Annotated in this window: 15 protein-coding genes and 1 pseudogene; 4 read left to right on the forward strand and 12 right to left on the reverse strand. The window is 42.0% G+C overall.

What is annotated here, in order from left to right; all coding sequences use genetic code 11:
* Positions 1 to 50: 50 nt before the first annotated feature.
* The 6 genes from H6G26_RS13740 to H6G26_RS13765 all read right to left on the reverse strand — a co-directional run bounded on the left by H6G26_RS13740 (position 51) and on the right by H6G26_RS13765 (position 7132).
* Positions 51 to 2294, reverse strand: coding sequence for a GAF domain-containing protein (locus H6G26_RS13740; protein ID WP_190729792.1), 2244 nt, complete (start codon positions 2292 to 2294; stop codon positions 51 to 53).
* 475 nt (positions 2295 to 2769) lie between these two features.
* Positions 2770 to 3333 (reverse strand): hypothetical protein, encoded by a 564-nt coding sequence (locus tag H6G26_RS13745; protein WP_190729793.1) that lies wholly within the window; start codon positions 3331 to 3333, stop codon positions 2770 to 2772.
* The gene (locus H6G26_RS13750) at positions 3333 to 4571 is read right to left on the reverse strand and encodes a glycoside hydrolase family 10 protein (protein WP_190729794.1); all 1239 of its coding nucleotides are present in this window, start codon (positions 4569 to 4571) and stop codon (positions 3333 to 3335) included. The genes H6G26_RS13745 and H6G26_RS13750 overlap by 1 nt, the downstream gene beginning before the upstream one ends.
* 333 nt (positions 4572 to 4904) lie before the next feature.
* Positions 4905 to 6377, reverse strand: a complete 1473-nt coding sequence (gene glcD, locus H6G26_RS13755) for a glycolate oxidase subunit GlcD (RefSeq protein ID WP_190729795.1) — start codon at positions 6375 to 6377, stop codon at positions 4905 to 4907.
* A gap of 13 nt (positions 6378 to 6390) precedes the next feature.
* Positions 6391 to 6780 carry a HEPN domain-containing protein gene (locus H6G26_RS13760; protein ID WP_190729796.1) on the reverse strand — a complete coding sequence of 130 codons (390 nt, stop codon included), beginning with the start codon at positions 6778 to 6780 and terminating at the stop codon, positions 6391 to 6393.
* Entirely contained in the window at positions 6770 to 7132 is a 363-nt protein-coding gene (locus H6G26_RS13765; protein WP_190729797.1) for a hypothetical protein, read from the reverse strand. Before H6G26_RS13765 ends, H6G26_RS13760 begins: the two co-directional genes overlap by 11 nt.
* A gap of 207 nt (positions 7133 to 7339) precedes the next feature.
* Between H6G26_RS13765 and H6G26_RS13770 the strand changes: the two genes are divergently transcribed.
* Entirely contained in the window at positions 7340 to 7507 is a 168-nt protein-coding gene (locus tag H6G26_RS13770; protein WP_242053712.1) for a DUF2281 domain-containing protein, read from the forward strand.
* Positions 7508 to 7577: 70 nt separating this feature from the next.
* Here the strand turns inward: H6G26_RS13770 and H6G26_RS44255 are convergent, their stop codons facing one another.
* Together H6G26_RS44255 and miaA are read right to left on the reverse strand one after the other, a co-directional pair.
* The gene (locus tag H6G26_RS44255) at positions 7578 to 7700 is read right to left on the reverse strand and encodes a WG repeat-containing protein (RefSeq protein WP_190729798.1); all 123 of its coding nucleotides are present in this window, start codon (positions 7698 to 7700) and stop codon (positions 7578 to 7580) included.
* A gap of 106 nt (positions 7701 to 7806) precedes the next feature.
* A complete protein-coding gene (miaA, locus tag H6G26_RS13780; RefSeq protein ID WP_190729799.1) occupies positions 7807 to 8712 on the reverse strand; it encodes a tRNA (adenosine(37)-N6)-dimethylallyltransferase MiaA in 906 nt (301 codons plus the stop codon).
* A gap of 205 nt (positions 8713 to 8917) precedes the next feature.
* Here miaA and gyrB point away from each other — a divergent pair, with 205 nt between their 5' ends.
* The 3 genes and pseudogenes from gyrB to rpoD all read left to right on the forward strand — a co-directional run bounded on the left by gyrB (position 8918) and on the right by rpoD (position 14400).
* Entirely contained in the window at positions 8918 to 10855 is a 1938-nt protein-coding gene (gene gyrB, locus H6G26_RS13785) for a DNA topoisomerase (ATP-hydrolyzing) subunit B (RefSeq protein ID WP_190729800.1), read from the forward strand.
* Positions 10856 to 11106: 251 nt separating this feature from the next.
* Positions 11107 to 11712, forward strand: a pseudogene (locus H6G26_RS13790) (fasciclin domain-containing protein).
* Positions 11713 to 13230: 1518 nt separating this feature from the next.
* The gene (gene rpoD, locus H6G26_RS13795) at positions 13231 to 14400 is read left to right on the forward strand and encodes an RNA polymerase sigma factor RpoD (RefSeq protein WP_100898539.1); all 1170 of its coding nucleotides are present in this window, start codon (positions 13231 to 13233) and stop codon (positions 14398 to 14400) included.
* 148 nt (positions 14401 to 14548) lie between these two features.
* Here the strand turns inward: rpoD and H6G26_RS13800 are convergent, their stop codons facing one another.
* From H6G26_RS13800 to gyrA, 4 genes are all read right to left on the reverse strand, one after another.
* Positions 14549 to 14734, reverse strand: a complete 186-nt coding sequence (locus H6G26_RS13800) for a chlorophyll a/b-binding protein (RefSeq protein ID WP_109009401.1) — start codon at positions 14732 to 14734, stop codon at positions 14549 to 14551.
* A gap of 307 nt (positions 14735 to 15041) precedes the next feature.
* The gene (locus H6G26_RS13805; RefSeq protein ID WP_190729801.1) at positions 15042 to 15233 is read right to left on the reverse strand and encodes a GNAT family N-acetyltransferase; all 192 of its coding nucleotides are present in this window, start codon (positions 15231 to 15233) and stop codon (positions 15042 to 15044) included.
* A gap of 11 nt (positions 15234 to 15244) precedes the next feature.
* Positions 15245 to 15505 carry a hypothetical protein gene (locus tag H6G26_RS13810; RefSeq protein WP_190729802.1) on the reverse strand — a complete coding sequence of 87 codons (261 nt, stop codon included), beginning with the start codon at positions 15503 to 15505 and terminating at the stop codon, positions 15245 to 15247.
* A 9-nt stretch (positions 15506 to 15514) separates the two neighbouring features.
* On the reverse strand, positions 15515 to 18010 hold the full coding sequence (gene gyrA, locus H6G26_RS13815; protein ID WP_190729803.1) for a DNA gyrase subunit A: 2496 nt from the start codon (positions 18008 to 18010) through the stop codon (positions 15515 to 15517).
* Between the last annotated feature and the right edge of the window lie 123 nt (positions 18011 to 18133).

The raw sequence follows: 18133 nt of genomic DNA on the forward strand, positions 1-18133 counted from the left end.
ATCATAGCAGACTTATAAGCAATTAGCCAGTGCCACGCCTAAAAAACAAGTTAAAGGGGGAATTTGATGGTGAAGGTGGTTTGATCCGCTGCACTTTCTACATTAATTGAGCCGCCTAAATGTCTGACCATTTTCTGCACTAATGCCAATTCGAGTCCAGTGCCGCTATGTTTCCAAGGATCATGTTTAGAAAGGTGATAGAAAGGCTCAAATATCCGTGATAGTTCTTTGCTAGTAAGCTCTAACCCAGAATTGCTAATATTAAGCTCTACTGCATCCCCTGTCAGGTGAGCAGAGACTGTGACGGACTCACCTGCTGGGGTATATTTGCAGACATGGTTGAGTAGTTCGGTGATAATCCTCTCTAAATCGGTAATATCTGTCTCTAAAAGCGGGAGTGCATGATCAATATTCAGATTTAACAGCTGTCGTTGGCAGTTGGTGAGTTCTCGAAAAGACTCGACAATGGGGTAAAGCCAGCTTTGTAAGTCAATGGCAATCAAAGTTGGGGGATCGGGTTCGGCTTCGAGATATGTGAGTGTGAGTAGATCGTTAATCAACTTGCTTTCTCGCGCACACTCATTATGCAGAATCTGCAAGAGTTGTGGAACTATTTCTATCTCTAATATTTCTGCTGGTGTGAGGACGCTTTCGAGGGTTTGGACTGCAAGGCTGATGCTAGTTATTGGTGTCCGCAGTTCTTGTGAGAGGTTTTTAAGAAATTGATTTTTGAGGCGATCGCGTTTTTCTAATTCTTTAAACTGTGCTTGGGTTTGTTGGTAAAGTTGAGCTTGACGAATAGCGATCGCACATTCATTTGCTACCTGCTGCACTAGCTCGATTTCAAATTCATCAAAGGCCTCTTGTGTCGGTCTTGTCAACCAAATATTTCCCAAAATTCCTTGAGTATCAAAAATTGGACAAGCCATCTGGGACATAACCAACAAGTTTGGTTGCCATCCAGGCACAATTTCCAAAAACTGCAAAGGTTGTTTTTGCAACAACGACTCATAAACTTCAAGACGGTCTGCAATCTGCCTAGTCAATCCTTTACACTGGGGTAGGTTCGTGCTGTGCTCGTAAGTAATAGTAACCAAGGTTTGACAGGTGCTATAGAGTTCAATCTGGCAACGATCAAGGTTTAGTAACTCTGCTAATTCCTGGGTAAGTGTCTGCAACACCTGACTTTCATCCAGACTGTCGCGGATTTGTTCTGTTATCCGTCGCACCAAGGCTTCAAACTTTCGCACCTGCTGCAACTGATTTTTATGCTTCTGTTTTTGCAATTCTAACTTTGCTTTGAGATCCTTGAACTGCTGACGAAGTTCTGCCTGTCCGGTAGCAATGCTGATTTGAGTTGCCAATTGAAGAGTCAAGTCAGTTTCTGTTTGCTGCCATTGACGCGATTGGCGGCAATGCTGGGCAATCAATAGCCCCCACATATCTTGCTCTTTGAAAATCGGCACCACTAGATTGGCTCTCACCTGCAAAGATGCCAGAAAATCTATATGGCAAGGATGCAACCCGGCTGTATAAATATCTTCGACAACTTGAATGCAACCTCGCCCATAGTGTTCTCGATGTTTGCCACCCAAGCAGAGATCGGTGATGTTTTTTCCCAACAAGGGATCAGTCACAGTTGATTCGGCAATGATTACCCCACTGCTATCAGTCTCGAAGCGATAAATGAGGACGCGATCGCAATTCAAAAACTGTCGCAGTTCAATTGTTGTCTGATGCAGAATTGTCTCTAATTCTACAGATTGGTGAATCCGTCCGGCGATCGCTTCTAGCAGTTGCCCTCGTTCAAGCTGGAGTCCGACTGCTTCTTGGGCTTGCTTCACAGGAGTGATATTGCTACTAGTACCAATCAGTCGATAAATCCGGGAGTTAGCATCCCTGAGTGGGGTAAGAGTCGTACTCCACCAAGTAGGAATTCCCTGGAATTGCAAACATTGTTCATAAGAAATAGTTTTGCCGAACAGCACACATTCAGCATAATGTTGACGCACCTTAGCAGCATCGATGGGGGAGAGAATATCTTCTGGTTTTTTGCCCCGAAGATCATCTGAGCGAATGCCTATCCACCGTTCATGAGTGGGATTAAGTGCCACATATCGAAAATCTCCGTCCTCCAGAACATCAACTACAAATATTGATGCCTGCACAGAATCGTATATGCTCAGTAGAAACTGCTCACTACTGCTTTGATCATCTACTTCTGTGCCGAAGATAATCTGAGGAGGCGATAATTTTGTCAACTCCATAGTTGATTCTGCTGGATTTATATTCATGCGAGAGTCCCTGTCTGGTATTACTGACTCTTTTAGGCGCTCTCTTGTCGCTATGCTTGTAGTAGATGCACTTTAGCGCCTATAGCAAAGTATTGTCAGCTGTTGCTCATCGAAATTTGAATCTTTCTCTACTTCTTGTCAGAAATCTAGGAAAGCTAATAGGAGTCAGCTTAACAAATCCTGCTTTTTGAAGGCGAAAACACATTTGCAGGTTAAGGCAAATCTAATGATTTTTGAACGGTTTTTCAAGATTATTGCATATATCTAGGTGCAATCACCCAGTTATGCCAATTAAATTTACAATTCTTAATAAACTTGTTGGCGAGAGTGGAGAATGGAAAGATACAATAAAAGATCAGAAGGATCTTCAATTTCATCCTCAGTTCAACCAAGAGGCAGGGGGGATGATTCAGATGGGGATTTGACAGTTCGACAAAGCTCAGTATCATGTCGGCGTGAACAAGGGAATGGAAACTCACGCTCGCAATTTATGAGCATTCATTCCGGTGAGGATACCAACTAGCAGCCAAGTGATACCTAATCCCATAACTTCACCGAAGAATAACTGTGTCAGATGGCGTAAGATCATCCCGAAAGCAGAACCCACGGGGAGAGCAACAGCCCAACTTGCCGAAGAGACAAATATCCATCGCCACGCCACAGGCTGGGGAATTGCTAACCATTGTGCTAACCCGATCCCCAAGCCGCCAAGTGCCCCATAAATCGCCCCAGACAGGATTCTCAAGGGAAGAATTTGAGTGCTAGGTACAATCCAACCCACCGCACCAATACCGATCGCGGTGATGATACTCCAACCTAAAAGACTTGACAAAATCCACCTGATACAATATACAGGTTCTTTGAGAAGACAACCTTGAGGAAATGCGATCGCAATTGAGCCAATAGCCACCTCGACTACCCCAATATCTGGCTTCTCGCCAACTTCAATAAAGAGTAAACTTAATAAAAACCCGCCAAAAGTAGCAAAAGTCCATAGCGATGTAAAGGTAAATATAATATTTCCAGGCGCGAATGGCATCAAAGTTTCTTTGGTTTTAACAGTCTGACAGTTCTAGCATTAAACATCTCAAGAAAAGCTTTGCGTCGCTGTTGGGGTGATTCCGGTACAATGTAACCCCAGAGACTTTCCCAGTAGAAAAAGGAGATACCGTCAAAATTGCGATCGCGCACTACTTGAACTTGTTCTCTAATTTGTGCGATTTTCACAGGATTATGCACCGTTCCCGTTGATATCCCAATTCCTACAGGAATTAAACTTTGAGCCAATTTTATAGATGATTGTTCTAGTTGAGCGATAAAAGAGTTTTTGTCATTCCGATATACCTGCAAAATTAACTCATCAACTAAACCTTTTTTTACCCAATTTTCCCAATCTTGCAAATAGTATTTGTAGGCAAAAGCTTGATAATTAGGAGACAGAGATATTTTAACTTTGGGCTTAACTGCTTTCACAGCTTGATAGATTTCTGCCATGAAATCAGTAATTTTATCTGCCCGCCAACGCATCCATTCTGAGTTAAAAGGATCACTTGGGGGACTTTTGCCTTGATGCTCTTGCTGGTAGAGTTCTATAGTGAAGTGATCGTAGCCAAACTGTACAGGCATCCCAAAATGATCATCAAGCTGAATCCCATCCACATTGTAATCTCTGACTACTTCTAAAATTAGCTCTTGCATAAACTCTTGCACTTGTGGATGTAAGGGATTCAGCCAGGCCAACTTACTTAGTAAAATATTATCAAATTCTTCTGGAGGGGCATCTTGGGTAGACTTTATACCTTCTTGCCCAATTGTCAGCCAGTCGGGATAACGCATTGCTAATTGTGAATAATGCGGCGTCATAAACCCATATTCAAACCAAGGGATCACTCTCAAATTTTTATTTTTAGCAAGTGTTACTATCTTTGTTAAAACGTCCTGTCCACCGTGCATGAAATTTAGCAAAGGTTGAGTATCTGAGCCTGTAGTCATTTTAGCTACAGCACTCTTATAAAAAGTATGTCCTCGGTTCCAAACTACAGGATAAATTGTATTAAAGTTGAGAGCCGATAATTGGCTTATAGCACGGTTAATACCCCAAGGGACAAATAGTACACCACTAGCAACATTAGTGATCCAAACGCCGCGAATTTCTGTAGTTAAAGCACGTGTTTTTTGGGAATAAACTGGTGGTGAAGAGGGTGAAAAAACTGTTAAGGCGACTACTAATCCCAAACACAGCAAGTAAGAAATACAACGGCGAGCAACCCGATTCATTTGTAAGCGTGACCTAGTGCGATCGGAATATATATAACTACAAAATAAAGTTGTAATCCTCCGGAGGATGTAAAAAAATGATGATTTTATGCTAAAATACAAATTAATAAATGTGGCTAAGTAAACAATTTTAGTTATTTTTAATTCCGTGAAATATAAAAGGCCATAGTGTGCGTGGTTTCCTGAAGTTAGACCCATCCCTCAAATTATCGTTCCCCGTCAGAGACTTAAAATGCGGGCAATGACACTCTGCCTCTATAATAACTTGAAGCAGAGTTTCTTACTAATGCATTCCCAGGCTATGCCAGGGAACAAGAGAAACTTTGTGGAAAATTAAAATCTTTCTACCCCTTCAAATTGCTTAACAGCCGATGCATTTGCTGCTTCACCACAAGTCCGTGGTGTAGGGAATATCTTCTCAGGATTGGCTAACCCTTTAGGATTAAAAACTTGCCGCACCCATTGCATAGTTTCTAAATCAACTTCGCTAAACATCTGTGGCATATAGCACTTTTTCTCTGCACCAATGCCATGTTCTCCAGAAATACTACCACCGACTTGGACACAAAGTTTGAGAATTTTCCCACCCATTTCTTCTACTTGCTCTAATGCTCCAGGCACAGAATTATCATAAAGAATTAGTGGATGAAGGTTGCCATCGCCAGCATGAAATACATTAGCAACCCGATAACCGTATTGTTCGCTTAAAGTCTTAATCTCGTGCAGAACATAAGGCAACTGAGTCCGAGGAATTACACCATCTTGTACATAATAATCTGGGCTTAAATGTCCAGCCGCAGCAAAAGCGGCTTTGCGTCCTTTCCATAATTTCAATCGGGTTTCTGGGTCAGTAGCAGAACTGACATTTCGTGCCCCATTTTTTTTACAAATTTCAATAACTCGCTGCTTATTTCCTGCAACTTCCACTTCTAAACCGTCAATTTCTATTAGTAAAATGGCGGTAGCATCGCGGGGATAACAATTAGTTGCTACAACATCTTCAACTGCATTGATACTGAAGTTATCCATCATTTCCATACCACCAGGAATAATCCCAGCGCTGATGATATCAGAAACAGTTGCTCCCGCAGCTTCAATGCTAGTAAAATCTGCCAACAGCACACAAATTGATTCTGCACTTTTAAGAATTCGCAAAGTAATTTCTGTGGCAATTCCTAAAGTACCTTCGGAACCAACAAAAACACCTGTTAAATCATAACCAGGCATTTCTGGGATTTGTCCGCCTAAATCGATAATTTCCCCTTCTGGCGTAACAATTTTTAATCCTAAAACGTGGTTAGTAGTAACACCGTATTTGAGACAATGTACGCCACCAGAATTTTCCGCAATATTGCCCCCAATAGAGCAGATAATTTGACTAGAGGGGTCAGGAGCGTAGTAAAAACCAGCACCACTAACAGCCTGCGTTACCCAACTATTAATCACCCCTGGTTGTACAACTGTCCGTTGATTTTCCAAATCAATGCTAAGGATTTGCCGCATTAAGGAAGTGACAATTAAAACAGAATCTTTGACTGGCAAAGCGCCCCCAGATAGACCAGTGCCAGAGCCGCGTGCTATGAAGGGGATAGAATATTGGTTGCATATTTTCACAATTTCTGCAACTTGTTCTGTAGTTCTGGGTAACACCACCACAGCCGGACGTTGGCGATAACCAGTTAAACCATCACATTCATAGGTAATGAGTTCTTCGCGGCGTTGCACCACACCATTTTTGCCAAGTACAGCCTCGAATGCTTTGAGAATGGGTTTCCAGTTGCGTTGTTTTTTATCTTGGATAAGCATAGTTTTTTAAAGTTCAAGGTAGATGTTGCAGGCTGGTTAAAATTGAAATTACTTCCTCAGATAAATCTAAAGCTATTATTGTAGTGCCAGCCAATCCAGGAAATTTATCAACATAATCTGCTTGATTGCGATATGCTCGCAATCGTTTTAAGTTATTGGCAATTAATTGACGTTGTGGGTGAGGATTAAGCTTGAATTGCTCCCAAACATATCTGTGAGCATCACTTATTTTCAGAATTGATATTCCTTCTTGATCACGCAAATAGTTTCGCGCCAAGATAAAAGCTGCATAGTATGCTCGACTGATAGCATCACGCAGTTTAGCTTCCTGATTTGCAGGAGTAGTTGGTTGATCGGTGAGTTCTTTGGCTAGATTAAGATATTGTGACCAATCAAAACTCATCTGGGTATTCGAGAGTGGTAAAAAATTGCTGATGCACCTGGTGTGAAAGACTTCTTGACCAATTTTCGTCAAACTGATGGAGCCTTGCAACTGCTTCATGGGGGTCAAGCTTCATCAAAATAGATAGTATCAACTGCACCCAATCAATACTTTCTGGATCTACAACAACTTCCAGAAATAGTTGGGAGTCAGGGAAGTAGTGGCGAATTTTGTCAGGTGCTTCTAGCAGCACGGGGATGAGAAACGGATGTTTATCCAGAAATTCTAAAACTTCGGTATGCTCTCGGAAGGTGTATAACTGCTCAAGGGTTTCGATATCGGCGGGAGAAATGCTAACTGCGGTGTCTGTCATGGCATTTTACAGGCTGCTGTTGATGGCTGTGTTTACTATTGTTGCAAGAATAGCAGCTAAGGGGGGAGTAAAAGGCGATCGCTTGATTTAAATACGGAAGCTGCGATGTCTCTTAAGGAGTACGTTGAATGATGGTAGGATTCAGATATTCTGTTAATTGTGGGGCTACAGTAACATAGAGTCAGGCATTTAACAGCAGAGGGTGAAATGACTTACCAAGTTTTAGATTCCACCTTAAAATTAATTGCAAAGCTGCAAACCCTAGCATCCGAACAGCAACAACAGGTGTTAGATTTTGTTGAATTTTTAGCACAAAAATATGCTCACCCCCAACAGTCACCCCAGAAACGGGTACTAGGTTTAAATCTTCAATGATCCTTTACCTGATGAATTTTGGTTAGGTGAAAGTGAGGAATGAAACTGTTATTAGATTTTACAGTAATCATTAATCAATAAAATTCCCAGTCTTATCGATACAGTAACCCTGTCCACCAATCTCTACCCAGGCTAACCCACCATAAAAGCACTCAGCCTCATCAAACTGAGGTTGGATAATAAATGCACCCAATTACTAGCAGATAGGCTACGGGCTATGGGCGTAGATATCGACAATCTGTAGAACACTCACTGTAAAGGCGCAAAGTTTTTTGTGTCTTGGCATGAGTTTATAATTCTCACGAACTTGTGCAACTTATAAACTCATTGATCCGATGCCAAACCTTCTCCAATAAATCAGAATCATCTGAATCAAACCATTCAATTTGTGGATATGCTCGAAACCAAGTACGTTGTCGCTTGGCAAATTGTCGCGTATGCAGAATTGTTAATTCTTTCGCTTCATCTAAGGAAATATCCCTAGCCAAATATTGCTTAATTTCTTGATAGCCTAAAGTATTCAACAAAGACAAATCAGCGCCATATTTTTGACAAAGATATTCCACCTCAGCGACCAAACCATTCGCTATCATTTGCTCAGTACGCTGTTGAATACGAGCAAGCAACTTTTCAACATCGCAATCTAAACCAATTTGCAAAATCGGATAATTGGGCGGATTCTCCCCTTGCTGTTCTGAAATTGGATAACCAGTGACATAATATACTTCTAATGCTCTTAAAGTTCGTACTGAATCATTGCCATGAATTTTTTGTGCTGCAACGGGGTCAACTTGTTGTAACATGGCGTAGAGTTGTGGTTGACCGAGAGATTCAAGCTGCGATCGCAATTCAATTTGTGGTGCAACTCTCGGAATCTTCATCCCTTGGACAATGGAACGGATATATAAACCAGTGCCACCAACTAGAAACAGTGGTGTAACATCAACAGAAGCAATTAAGGCTTGTGTTTGCTCCTGGTAGTCTGCTACTGTCATCGTGTCTGTTGGATCGCAGATATCTATTAAATAATGCGGCACCAATTTTTGTTCAGCCACAGTTGGTTTTGCCGTCCCAATATCAAACTCACGATAAACTTGACGAGAATCAGCGCTGAGAATTACAGAACCCAACCGCATCGCCAAAGCCAAAGCTAAACCAGATTTACCTGTTGCCGTCGCCCCACAAATCACAATTAATTTAGTCATTAGTCATTAGTCATTAAGCTATTCTCCGCCTGCCCCCTGCCTCCCCTGATCCTGTGCCTCTCTTCCACGGTAGTGCAACCCCAGTATAAACTTCTCTAGAAAATGCCCTACAGACGCCAGCAAGGCTTTTGTGTTACAATTTTGGAGTGTTTTTACTTTTATTTGCCTTTAGGCGATTTCAACCCCACGCATCAGGAGAGTTTACATGACGAGCAGTTACAGTGCCGATCAGATTCAAGTTCTGGAAGGTCTGGAAGCCGTCCGCAAAAGACCAGGAATGTACATCGGTACCACTGGGCCGCGAGGACTCCACCATTTAGTTTACGAGGTGGTGGACAATTCAATCGATGAGGCTTTGGCGGGTCATTGCACTCATATAGAGGTAGATATCAACGCTGATGGTTCCGTAACTGTAACAGATGATGGTCGCGGTATTCCCGTCGATACTCACTCGCGTACCGGGAAATCGGCTTTGGAAACCGTGATGACGGTACTGCACGCCGGTGGTAAGTTTGGCGGCGGTGGTTACAAAGTTTCTGGAGGATTGCACGGGGTTGGTATTTCTGTTGTTAATGCCCTGTCTGAGGTTGTAGAAGTTACAGTTTGGCGAGATAAAAAGGTTCATCTCCAACGCTATGAACGCGGTATCCCAGTTAGTGAACTGCAAGTCAAGCCTTACAAAGAAGCTAGAACTGGAACTTCTGTCACCTTTAAGCCAGATACCCAAATCTTTACAACTAGCATTGAGTTTGATTACATCACTTTATCAGGTCGCCTACGGGAATTGGCGTATCTAAATGCAGGTGTCAAAATTACCTTTACTGACCACCGTTTAGAACTACTAAAAAGCGATACACCGAAAGTAGAATCCTACAATTACAAGGGCGGTATTAAAGAATATATCGCTTACATGAACCGCGAGAAGCAGCCACTGCATGAAGAAATTATCTATGTGCAGGGGGAACGCAACAACGTACAAGTGGAAGTTTCTTTGCAGTGGTGTACTGATGCTTACACGGATAATGTTCTAGGTTTCGCCAACAATATTCGTACAGTAGATGGTGGTACGCACTTAGAAGGGCTGAAAGCGGTTCTGACTAGGACATTAAATGCGATCGCTCGCAAGCGCAATAAAATTAAAGAAAATGAACCCAACCTCAGTGGCGAACACGTCCGCGAAGGTTTGACTGCCGTAATTTCGGTTAAAGTCCCAGATCCAGAATTTGAAGGACAAACCAAAACCAAACTCGGTAACACTGAAGTTCGAGGGATTGTTGATTCTTTGGTAGGAGAAGTCCTGACTGAGTACCTAGAATTTCATCCTGCGATCGCAGACTCAATTTTAGATAAAGCTATCCAAGCTTTCAAAGCCGCAGAAGCAGCGCGTCATGCGCGGGAATTAGTTCGGCGCAAATCCGTACTGGAATCTTCGCCATTACCTGGTAAATTGGCAGATTGCAGTTCTCGTGATCCCAGCGAATCTGAGATATTCATCGTGGAAGGGGACTCAGCCGGTGGGAGTGCCAAACAAGGACGCGATCGCCGCACTCAAGCTATCTTGCCTCTACGTGGTAAAATTCTCAACATTGAAAAAACCGACGATGCCAAAATTTATAAAAATAACGAAGTTCAATCGTTAATTACAGCACTCGGTTTAGGTGTCAAAGGTGATGAATTCGATTCCAACCAACTGCGTTATCACCGCATAGTCATCATGACGGATGCTGACGTAGATGGGGCGCACATTCGGACTTTGTTGTTAACATTCTTCTATCGATATCAACGAGCGCTCATCGAACAAGGCTTTATTTATATTGCTTGTCCCCCACTGTTTAAAGTAGAACGGGGACGTAATCATGAGTACTGCTATAGCGATCGCGAAAAAGATCAAGCAATTGCTAAATTCCCTGCTAATGCTAACTACACCATCCAACGCTTCAAAGGTTTGGGTGAAATGATGCCACAACAACTCTGGGACACCACAATGAACCCAGAAACCCGCAAAATGAAGCAAGTCGAAATTGAGGACGCTGCTGAAGCCGATCGCATCTTCACAATTTTAATGGGCGATCGCGTCGCCCCCAGACGAGAATTCATCGAAACCTATGGTTCTAAACTCAACTTCACGGATTTAGATATTTAATATCGATTCTCTGGCACGACTCCAATAATTTGTAACATTGGTAATGAGTGATACGTTTTCACCCATTACCTTTTTTATATCCAAAATTACTATAAAAAGTACTTATTTTGGCTGATTACAAATTAGGTAATATATCAGTAAGTTGTATTGACATTTTTAATACTACAAACTATTTCGTTAGATGAGTGACTATATTTATAAATTCATTAAGTATTATTAATACCCTATTTAACTGGATTCTACACAAAGCGATGAAAGCGAGCAAAGGCATAGTAAAAAAAGCATTGTTCAATATTATTGGCATAAGTAGCTTGGTTGCTCTGTCTGCCTGCGCCCAGCGTGCTGAAACTCCTACCGCAACTGTCCCTCCCGTCACGCCAACTCCTACCATTGCAACCCAAAATCTAGCAGAACTGGCAAAGTCCGCAGCTAGTCAAGGACAGTTTAAAACTCTCATCCAAGCAGTGCAAGCTGCCGACTTAAGTGAACAATTGGCTGCACCTGGTCCTTACACAGTATTTGCTCCTACTGACGCCGCTTTCTCTGCTTTACCAAAAGGTACTTTAAACCAACTCTTATAGCCAGCAAACAAACAACAATTAGTCAGGCTTCTAGCCTACCACACTATACCTGGGGCAATTACCTCCCAGCAATTGACATCTGGACAAGTTAGAACAGTTGAGGGTAGTCCTGTTCAAATCACGGTTGATCGTGCCAACAACTCAATCACAGTCAACAACGTTAAAGTGACTCAGCCAGACATTCCAGCTAGCAACGGCATCGTTCATATAGTTGATCAAGTACTTCTGCCACCTAATTTTCCCGCAAATCTAAACAATACTCCAACCCCACCTTAGTTCAGCAAGGCTCATAAGGGGTACGTTTGAAAGCCACCCAGACTCTTAACTAGGCGCTAACAATCAATTCAAAAATTAGGTTGGCTTACTAGACAAGTGTAGTTCAATACTACATAGATACAAAATTTATCAATTTTTCAGTTAGTGAATATTCATATAATTTGCTTATTGTCAATATTTTACAAAAATTCAATCTTCTAGTGTTAGCTAAACTACCAACTTTATTGGAAATTTAGTTAAGATTATAATTTTTGCACTGACTGGCTGATTCATTTCAACAGCCAGCTAGAAACACATTTGTTATGCTTTAAGAAAATAACTGAATCTCATCTATCAGGCAGCAATTAATAAGTATTTCAAGGATTTCTCATAATTAAGATGACTGAAGATTACCGAAACAAAAGTATTGATTTTTACAAAAATAATACGCACATCAAGCTTGTAACCAAATCATCAGGCAACCTTTTGGGTTCTCTTGGTTCGAGCTAATGCCTACTGGAAGCAGGCACCATCTGGCAGTAAACTTGTTAATATCTTCATGTACTGCCGTCGCGATCGCTATTGTATCGGATGTATCTAATGAACTTTTGCTTTAAATAGGACTATATTTGCGAGTTCGCAGGACAAATCATTTTTGAATTGATTAAAATATCCTTGTATACAATAAGAAAAGTTTGTCAAGTTTCATAGGGCTGAAATCGCCACAGTGCGCTAACGTGTGAATAAGACCAAATTAGTTAAACCTAAATTGATCTGCTATCAGATCGATTCTGCTACAGCCTCAACTCCTCAGTTAAGCTAATTAGTACGCAGAAGGTTAACTGCTTTAAGGCAAGCACCATCACCCTTGTTGTATTTACCCAAGGTCAAAACCAGCTTTAGTCTAAGGAATGCGTAATTTGTGAAGGAAATGTAAAATGGGTAGATTGAGACTTATCATCTGAGTTAGCATATAATTCACTCTTCCTAAGTAACTAATGTTGTGTAAAATACATGAAATTCGGCAAAAGCAAAGGTACTTACTTTGTAATGTAATAAGAGGGTCACTGCAATTCCGAAAGGTAGAGAAAAATTTAAGGGTATAACTCCCGTTTTTAATGTCTTTTTGGTAATAGTGACTAATAATTGCTTTAGGCGTTCATGATTAATACACAAAAAGAGTGCAATTTCTGTGAAACAGGCTACAATCGGAAGAGTCTTTCTAGGAAAATCTGCCAACAGTCTGAACTCATTAGTATAGAGTGGCAAATTTTTTGATAAAGACGAGTCTTTTTTTTGACCAGTTAGTTGAAAGCAGTGTGTGATAGCAACACACATAACATTTACTAAGATGAGCAAGTCACTTTTAGTAATCGCTTAAACTAAAGTAAAAAACCTCCGACCGGAGGTGTAAAACGTCCGAAAATATCTTTGGCAAATCGTCCAAAAAGTTTATTTTCGGTTGATGAATAGCTCATTTAAAAGAGCAGTAAACACATCTTGAGTAATTGATTCTGCAAGGAGCATGAGGAACGCGGCATGAACCAGGCTAACAACGTACTCGAAAGCATATATCAGCCTGACCTAGAAATAATAAATCAGCCTGAGCTCGAGTTAGAAGAACTCTTAATAGACGATGAAGAGGACTTGCTGATCATCGATGAAGGTGACGAGGAATTTTTAGAGCCTCAGTCTGATGAGGACGACGCAAAGTCTGGAAAAGCCGCTAAATCGCGTCGTCGGACACAAAGCAAGAAAAAGCACTATACCGAAGATTCAATTCGGCTTTACTTGCAAGAAATCGGTAGAATTCGGCTGTTGCGGGCAGACGAAGAAATTGAATTAGCGCGGAAAATCGCTGATTTGCTGGAATTAGAGAGGGTGCGGGAAAGACTCTCAGAACAGTTAGATCGCGATCCTCGAGATAGTGAATGGGCAGAAGCAGTACAACTGCCACTACCAGCCTTTCGTTATCGCCTCCATGTTGGTCGCAGGGCGAAAGACAAGATGGTGCAATCTAACCTCCGTCTTGTGGTTTCAATTGCTAAGAAATACATGAATCGTGGTTTGTCGTTCCAAGACTTAATTCAGGAAGGCAGTCTCGGTTTGATTCGTGCCGCTGAAAAGTTTGACCACGAAAAAGGTTATAAGTTTTCTACATACGCTACATGGTGGATTCGTCAAGCAATTACCCGCGCGATCGCAGATCAATCCCGCACAATTCGCCTTCCAGTTCATCTTTACGAAACCATATCTCGGATTAAGAAAACTACCAAGTTACTGTCTCAAGAAATGGGCCGTAAACCCACTGAAGAAGAAATCGCTACTCGGATGGAAATGACCATTGAGAAGTTGCGGTTCATTGCTAAATCTGCCCAGTTGCCAATTTCATTAGAAACGCCTATTGGTAAAGAAGAAGATTCTCGATTAGGCGATTTTATTGAATCCGATGGTGAGACACCAGAAGACCAAGTTTCCAAAAATCTTCTGCGCGAAGACCTTGAAAAAGTCCTCGACAGTCTTAGTCCTCGTGAACGCGATGTTCTCAGACTGCGTTACGGCTTGGATGATGGTCGGATGAAGACTCTTGAGGAAATCGGACAGATTTTCAACGTCACCCGCGAACGGATTCGTCAAATTGAAGCGAAAGCGCTCCGCAAATTACGCCATCCAAATCGCAACAGCGTTCTCAAGGAATATATTCGGTAGTCATTGCCATTCATTGGTCATTAGTCATTGGTCATTAGTAAATAAACAAAGGACAAATGACAACTGACTAATAACAAACAAATAAAAACCTGGTAGTGAATTAGCACTCCAGGTTTTTTTATTTATAGGTCATCTTAAATATTAAAACTTATAGGATGCCCCAAAAATGTAGGAAGCCTTGACCAGAAAAAAGCTCAACCAAAACGGCTGCTAAAAAGCCGATCATTGCCAAGCGACCGTTCCAAATTTCTGCTTGTGGAGTAAAGCCCCAGCGCCAAGCGTTGCGATCTTCAATTACAGGAGTGGTTACTTTTGTTGTAGTTGCATTTGTCATGGTTCTGACTCCAAACTTAATTTTTAAGGTTTATTGCCTTATGTAAACTAATATAACAAATATTTTTATAAAAGCAACATTTTTTATACTTTTGTTGCCATAGGTTGACATAAACAGCGATAGCTATTTATACAAATTAAAACATCAGCCTTTAGTGAGATTTACTGAGATAAAAGAAGTGTTACTCAAACTTTTAGCCTTATAAACAATATTATACTATTGAGATTATTTATCAAATAATTTATATGTATTGCCTTATATTTATAGATTTTATGATTTTAAATTAAGAAGATATTGATAATTTAGGTCAGTACCAGACAATTTCCATTTCTTTTGAAGTTGAGACAAAACTAAGCTTCTCGTAGATACGTTTACCATCCTCAGTGGCGTGAAGCCAGAGGCGTTTTACCTCAGTTGCTCTGACAAAGCTGATAATTTCCTTTAATAGTGCTGTAGCAATTCCCTGTCCTCGCCACATCGGAATTGTATAAACGTTCATAATGTAGGCTTCTAAGCCTGAAAGATTACCGTTGTAGGGGGTCTTTGAAAAAATACTAAGCCGCTAGTGGCAACAATTTGACTATCCACTTCTGCTACCCAAGCTAAAAACTCATTCTGCGGCATTTTTTCAGCAAAATACTTTCGAGTTGCTTGTGCTAGGTTTGCGGTGTCAGAGTCACCTTTAATATCGCCAGCCTCCCGTAGGAGTTTGAGACGCAATTGAATTAGCGCCTCTAAATCCTGCAAGTTGGCTTGTCGCAAGTTGAACATCACCCTGATTTACGATCGCACTTCAGCGACGGTGATGATTTTTTCATCACGGTTGAGTTGGATGATACTTTCACCTTTGACATCTCTGCCCAATATTGGCACTGTTTCCACAGGTATCCGCACCACACGCTCTTTATTCGTCACTAAAGCTACCTCGCCAGATGCGATCGTCGCTATAACCATACCAGCTAAGTTGTCAGTTTTGCTGGCAAATTTCAGCGATTGCGTGCCTAAATCGCCGCGATTAGCCGCTCTCAATTGACTCGCAGGCATTCGCTTGGCATATCCTTCTTGAGTGACTAGCAGTAACTGGTCATCTTTCCCGACAGTGACACAGCCAACCATTTGCTGATTTTTCAATAATCGAAACGCTTGTAAACCCATCGCTGTGCGTCCCATGATCGGTAGTTGTTCATCATTGACTGCAAAGCGCAACAGTCGCCCACCGGAACTAGCTAAAATCAGATGATCCCCTGGTTTGGCGAACTGGGTAAATGACAATTCGTCATCATCTTTGAGCTTCAAAATCGTGATTCCGCGTCGAGTCAAGTTAGTAAATTCTCCCAGAGACAGCCGCTTAATTCGTCCCTGTTTTGTTAAGAGAATCATCTGTTTAATTTCAAGATTTTCCGGCAGCAAAAAGCGGCTAACCACAGCTTCTTGAGCGCCTTGAGCAGTACTACTGAGCATAGTAATCAAAGGTTTCCCTCGTGGAGAACGCCCAGTAGTTAGGGGAATTTCTCCCACATTCACAGGATAGACTTTGCCGCTAGCGCTTAGTACTAGCAAGTCTTTCTCTGTGTCAGTCAACACAGTTTGGATAATGAAGTCATTATCATGCAAACCATTTTCAACTTTTGACTTTTTCCCAGATGGTTGGGTGCGGCGCACATAACCCCGTTGGCTAAACTCTAAAATCGCTTCCTCTGCCGGTTCAGAAGATTTAAATTCTTCTTCCTCTACTCCTCTTGTTCCTTTGTCCTCTTGTATTCTTGTGTCGCTGCCGTTAGGTGCTAACTTAGTACGCCGGGGATCGCTGTACTTGCGCTTGAGCGATCGCAAATCTTTTTTCAGCACCTTCAATAATTCCCGGCGATCGTTGAGTAATCGCTCTAATAAACTAATTTGTTCACTTATCTGCTCAAATTCCTGCTGCAAATTTTGCTGTTCTAAACTAGTGAGGCGGCGCAACGGCATAGCCAAAATTGCATCTCCTTGTACCTCAGTCAAATCTAGTTGGCTACAAAGGTTAATTTTTGCCGTACTCCCATCAGGAGCTTGCCGCAAAATTTCAATTACCTGATCCAAATTAGATAGTGCTTTGAGTAAACCTTCCACCAAATGTACACGACTTTGGGCTTTCCCCAACTCGTAATTGTAGCGACGGTTTAGCGTCTCTTCTCGGAAACTCAAAAACTCCTGCAACAGTTGACGCAAACTTAACTGGCGCGGTTGTCCATTGACTATTGCTAGGAGAATCGCCCCAAAAGTCATTTGCAAAGCAGTTTGGTGATATAAATGCTGGAGAACTTCTTGGGGATTGGTATCGCGTTTGAGTTCAATTACCACCCGCATCCCTTCGCGATCGCTCTCATCCCGGAGATCAGAAATTCCTTGCAAGCGTCCTTGATTTACTAAGTCCGCTACCTTCTCAATCCAGGCGGCCTTATTTACTTGATATGGCAACTCTGTAATGATAATTGCCGTCCGTCGCTTGCTTCCCCTAGCGGCTGGAATTTCCTCCAGAGTCGCAACTCCCCGCAGCAGAATCCCACCTTTACCTGTGGTGTATGCTTCTCGAATTCCAGTCTCACCAATTATTTCTCCACCAGTGGGAAAGTCTGGCCCTGGAATTAGCTCAAATAATTTTTCATCTGGCAAATCTGGGCTGTCGATCAAGGCAATTAACCCATCGACAACTTCCCCCAAGTTATGGGGTGGAACATTCGTCGCCATTCCCACGGCAATACCAGAACAGCCATTGAGCAACAGAAACGGTAACTGAGCAGGTAATACTGTTGGTTCTTGCTGGGAATTATCAAAGTTTCCGACAAATTCCACAGTTTCTTCGCCAATTTCTGTCAGCATTCCCTCATGACTGATGGGTGCGAGGCGTGTTTCTGTGTAACGCATCGCTGCTGGCGGGTCATTATCGACACTGCCAAAGTTACCGTGTCCTGCTAGTAAAGGATAGCGGCTAGAAAAATCCTGTACTAGCCTCACTAAGGCATCGTAAACTGATTGGTCGCCGTGGGGATGGTATTTACCCAACACATCACCCACTACACGGGCACATTTTCGATAGGGTCTATCTGGTACTAAACCGAGTTCGTGCATGGCATATAAAATGCGGCGATGCACTGGTTTTAAGCCATCACGCACGTCTGGTAGCGCTCGCCCGACAATCACGCTCATGGCATATTCTAGATAAGACCGTTGCATCTCGGTATGCAGGGCTGTTGTAATTACCTGTCCCGTTGCGAGAAGGTTTAACTGTTTTGCCATGAGTTTTTTCCCTGAAATTTAACTACACTAAAGCCGTCGGAACTCAACATTGCAGCAACCACAGCATAACGGATGAAATGGGATTCCTAACAAAATATTGATAGTCATAAAAGAAAAAGCAGT

This window comes from Nostoc sp. FACHB-888 (genome assembly GCF_014696655.1).
Lineage (GTDB): Bacteria > Cyanobacteriota > Cyanobacteriia > Cyanobacteriales > Nostocaceae > Nostoc.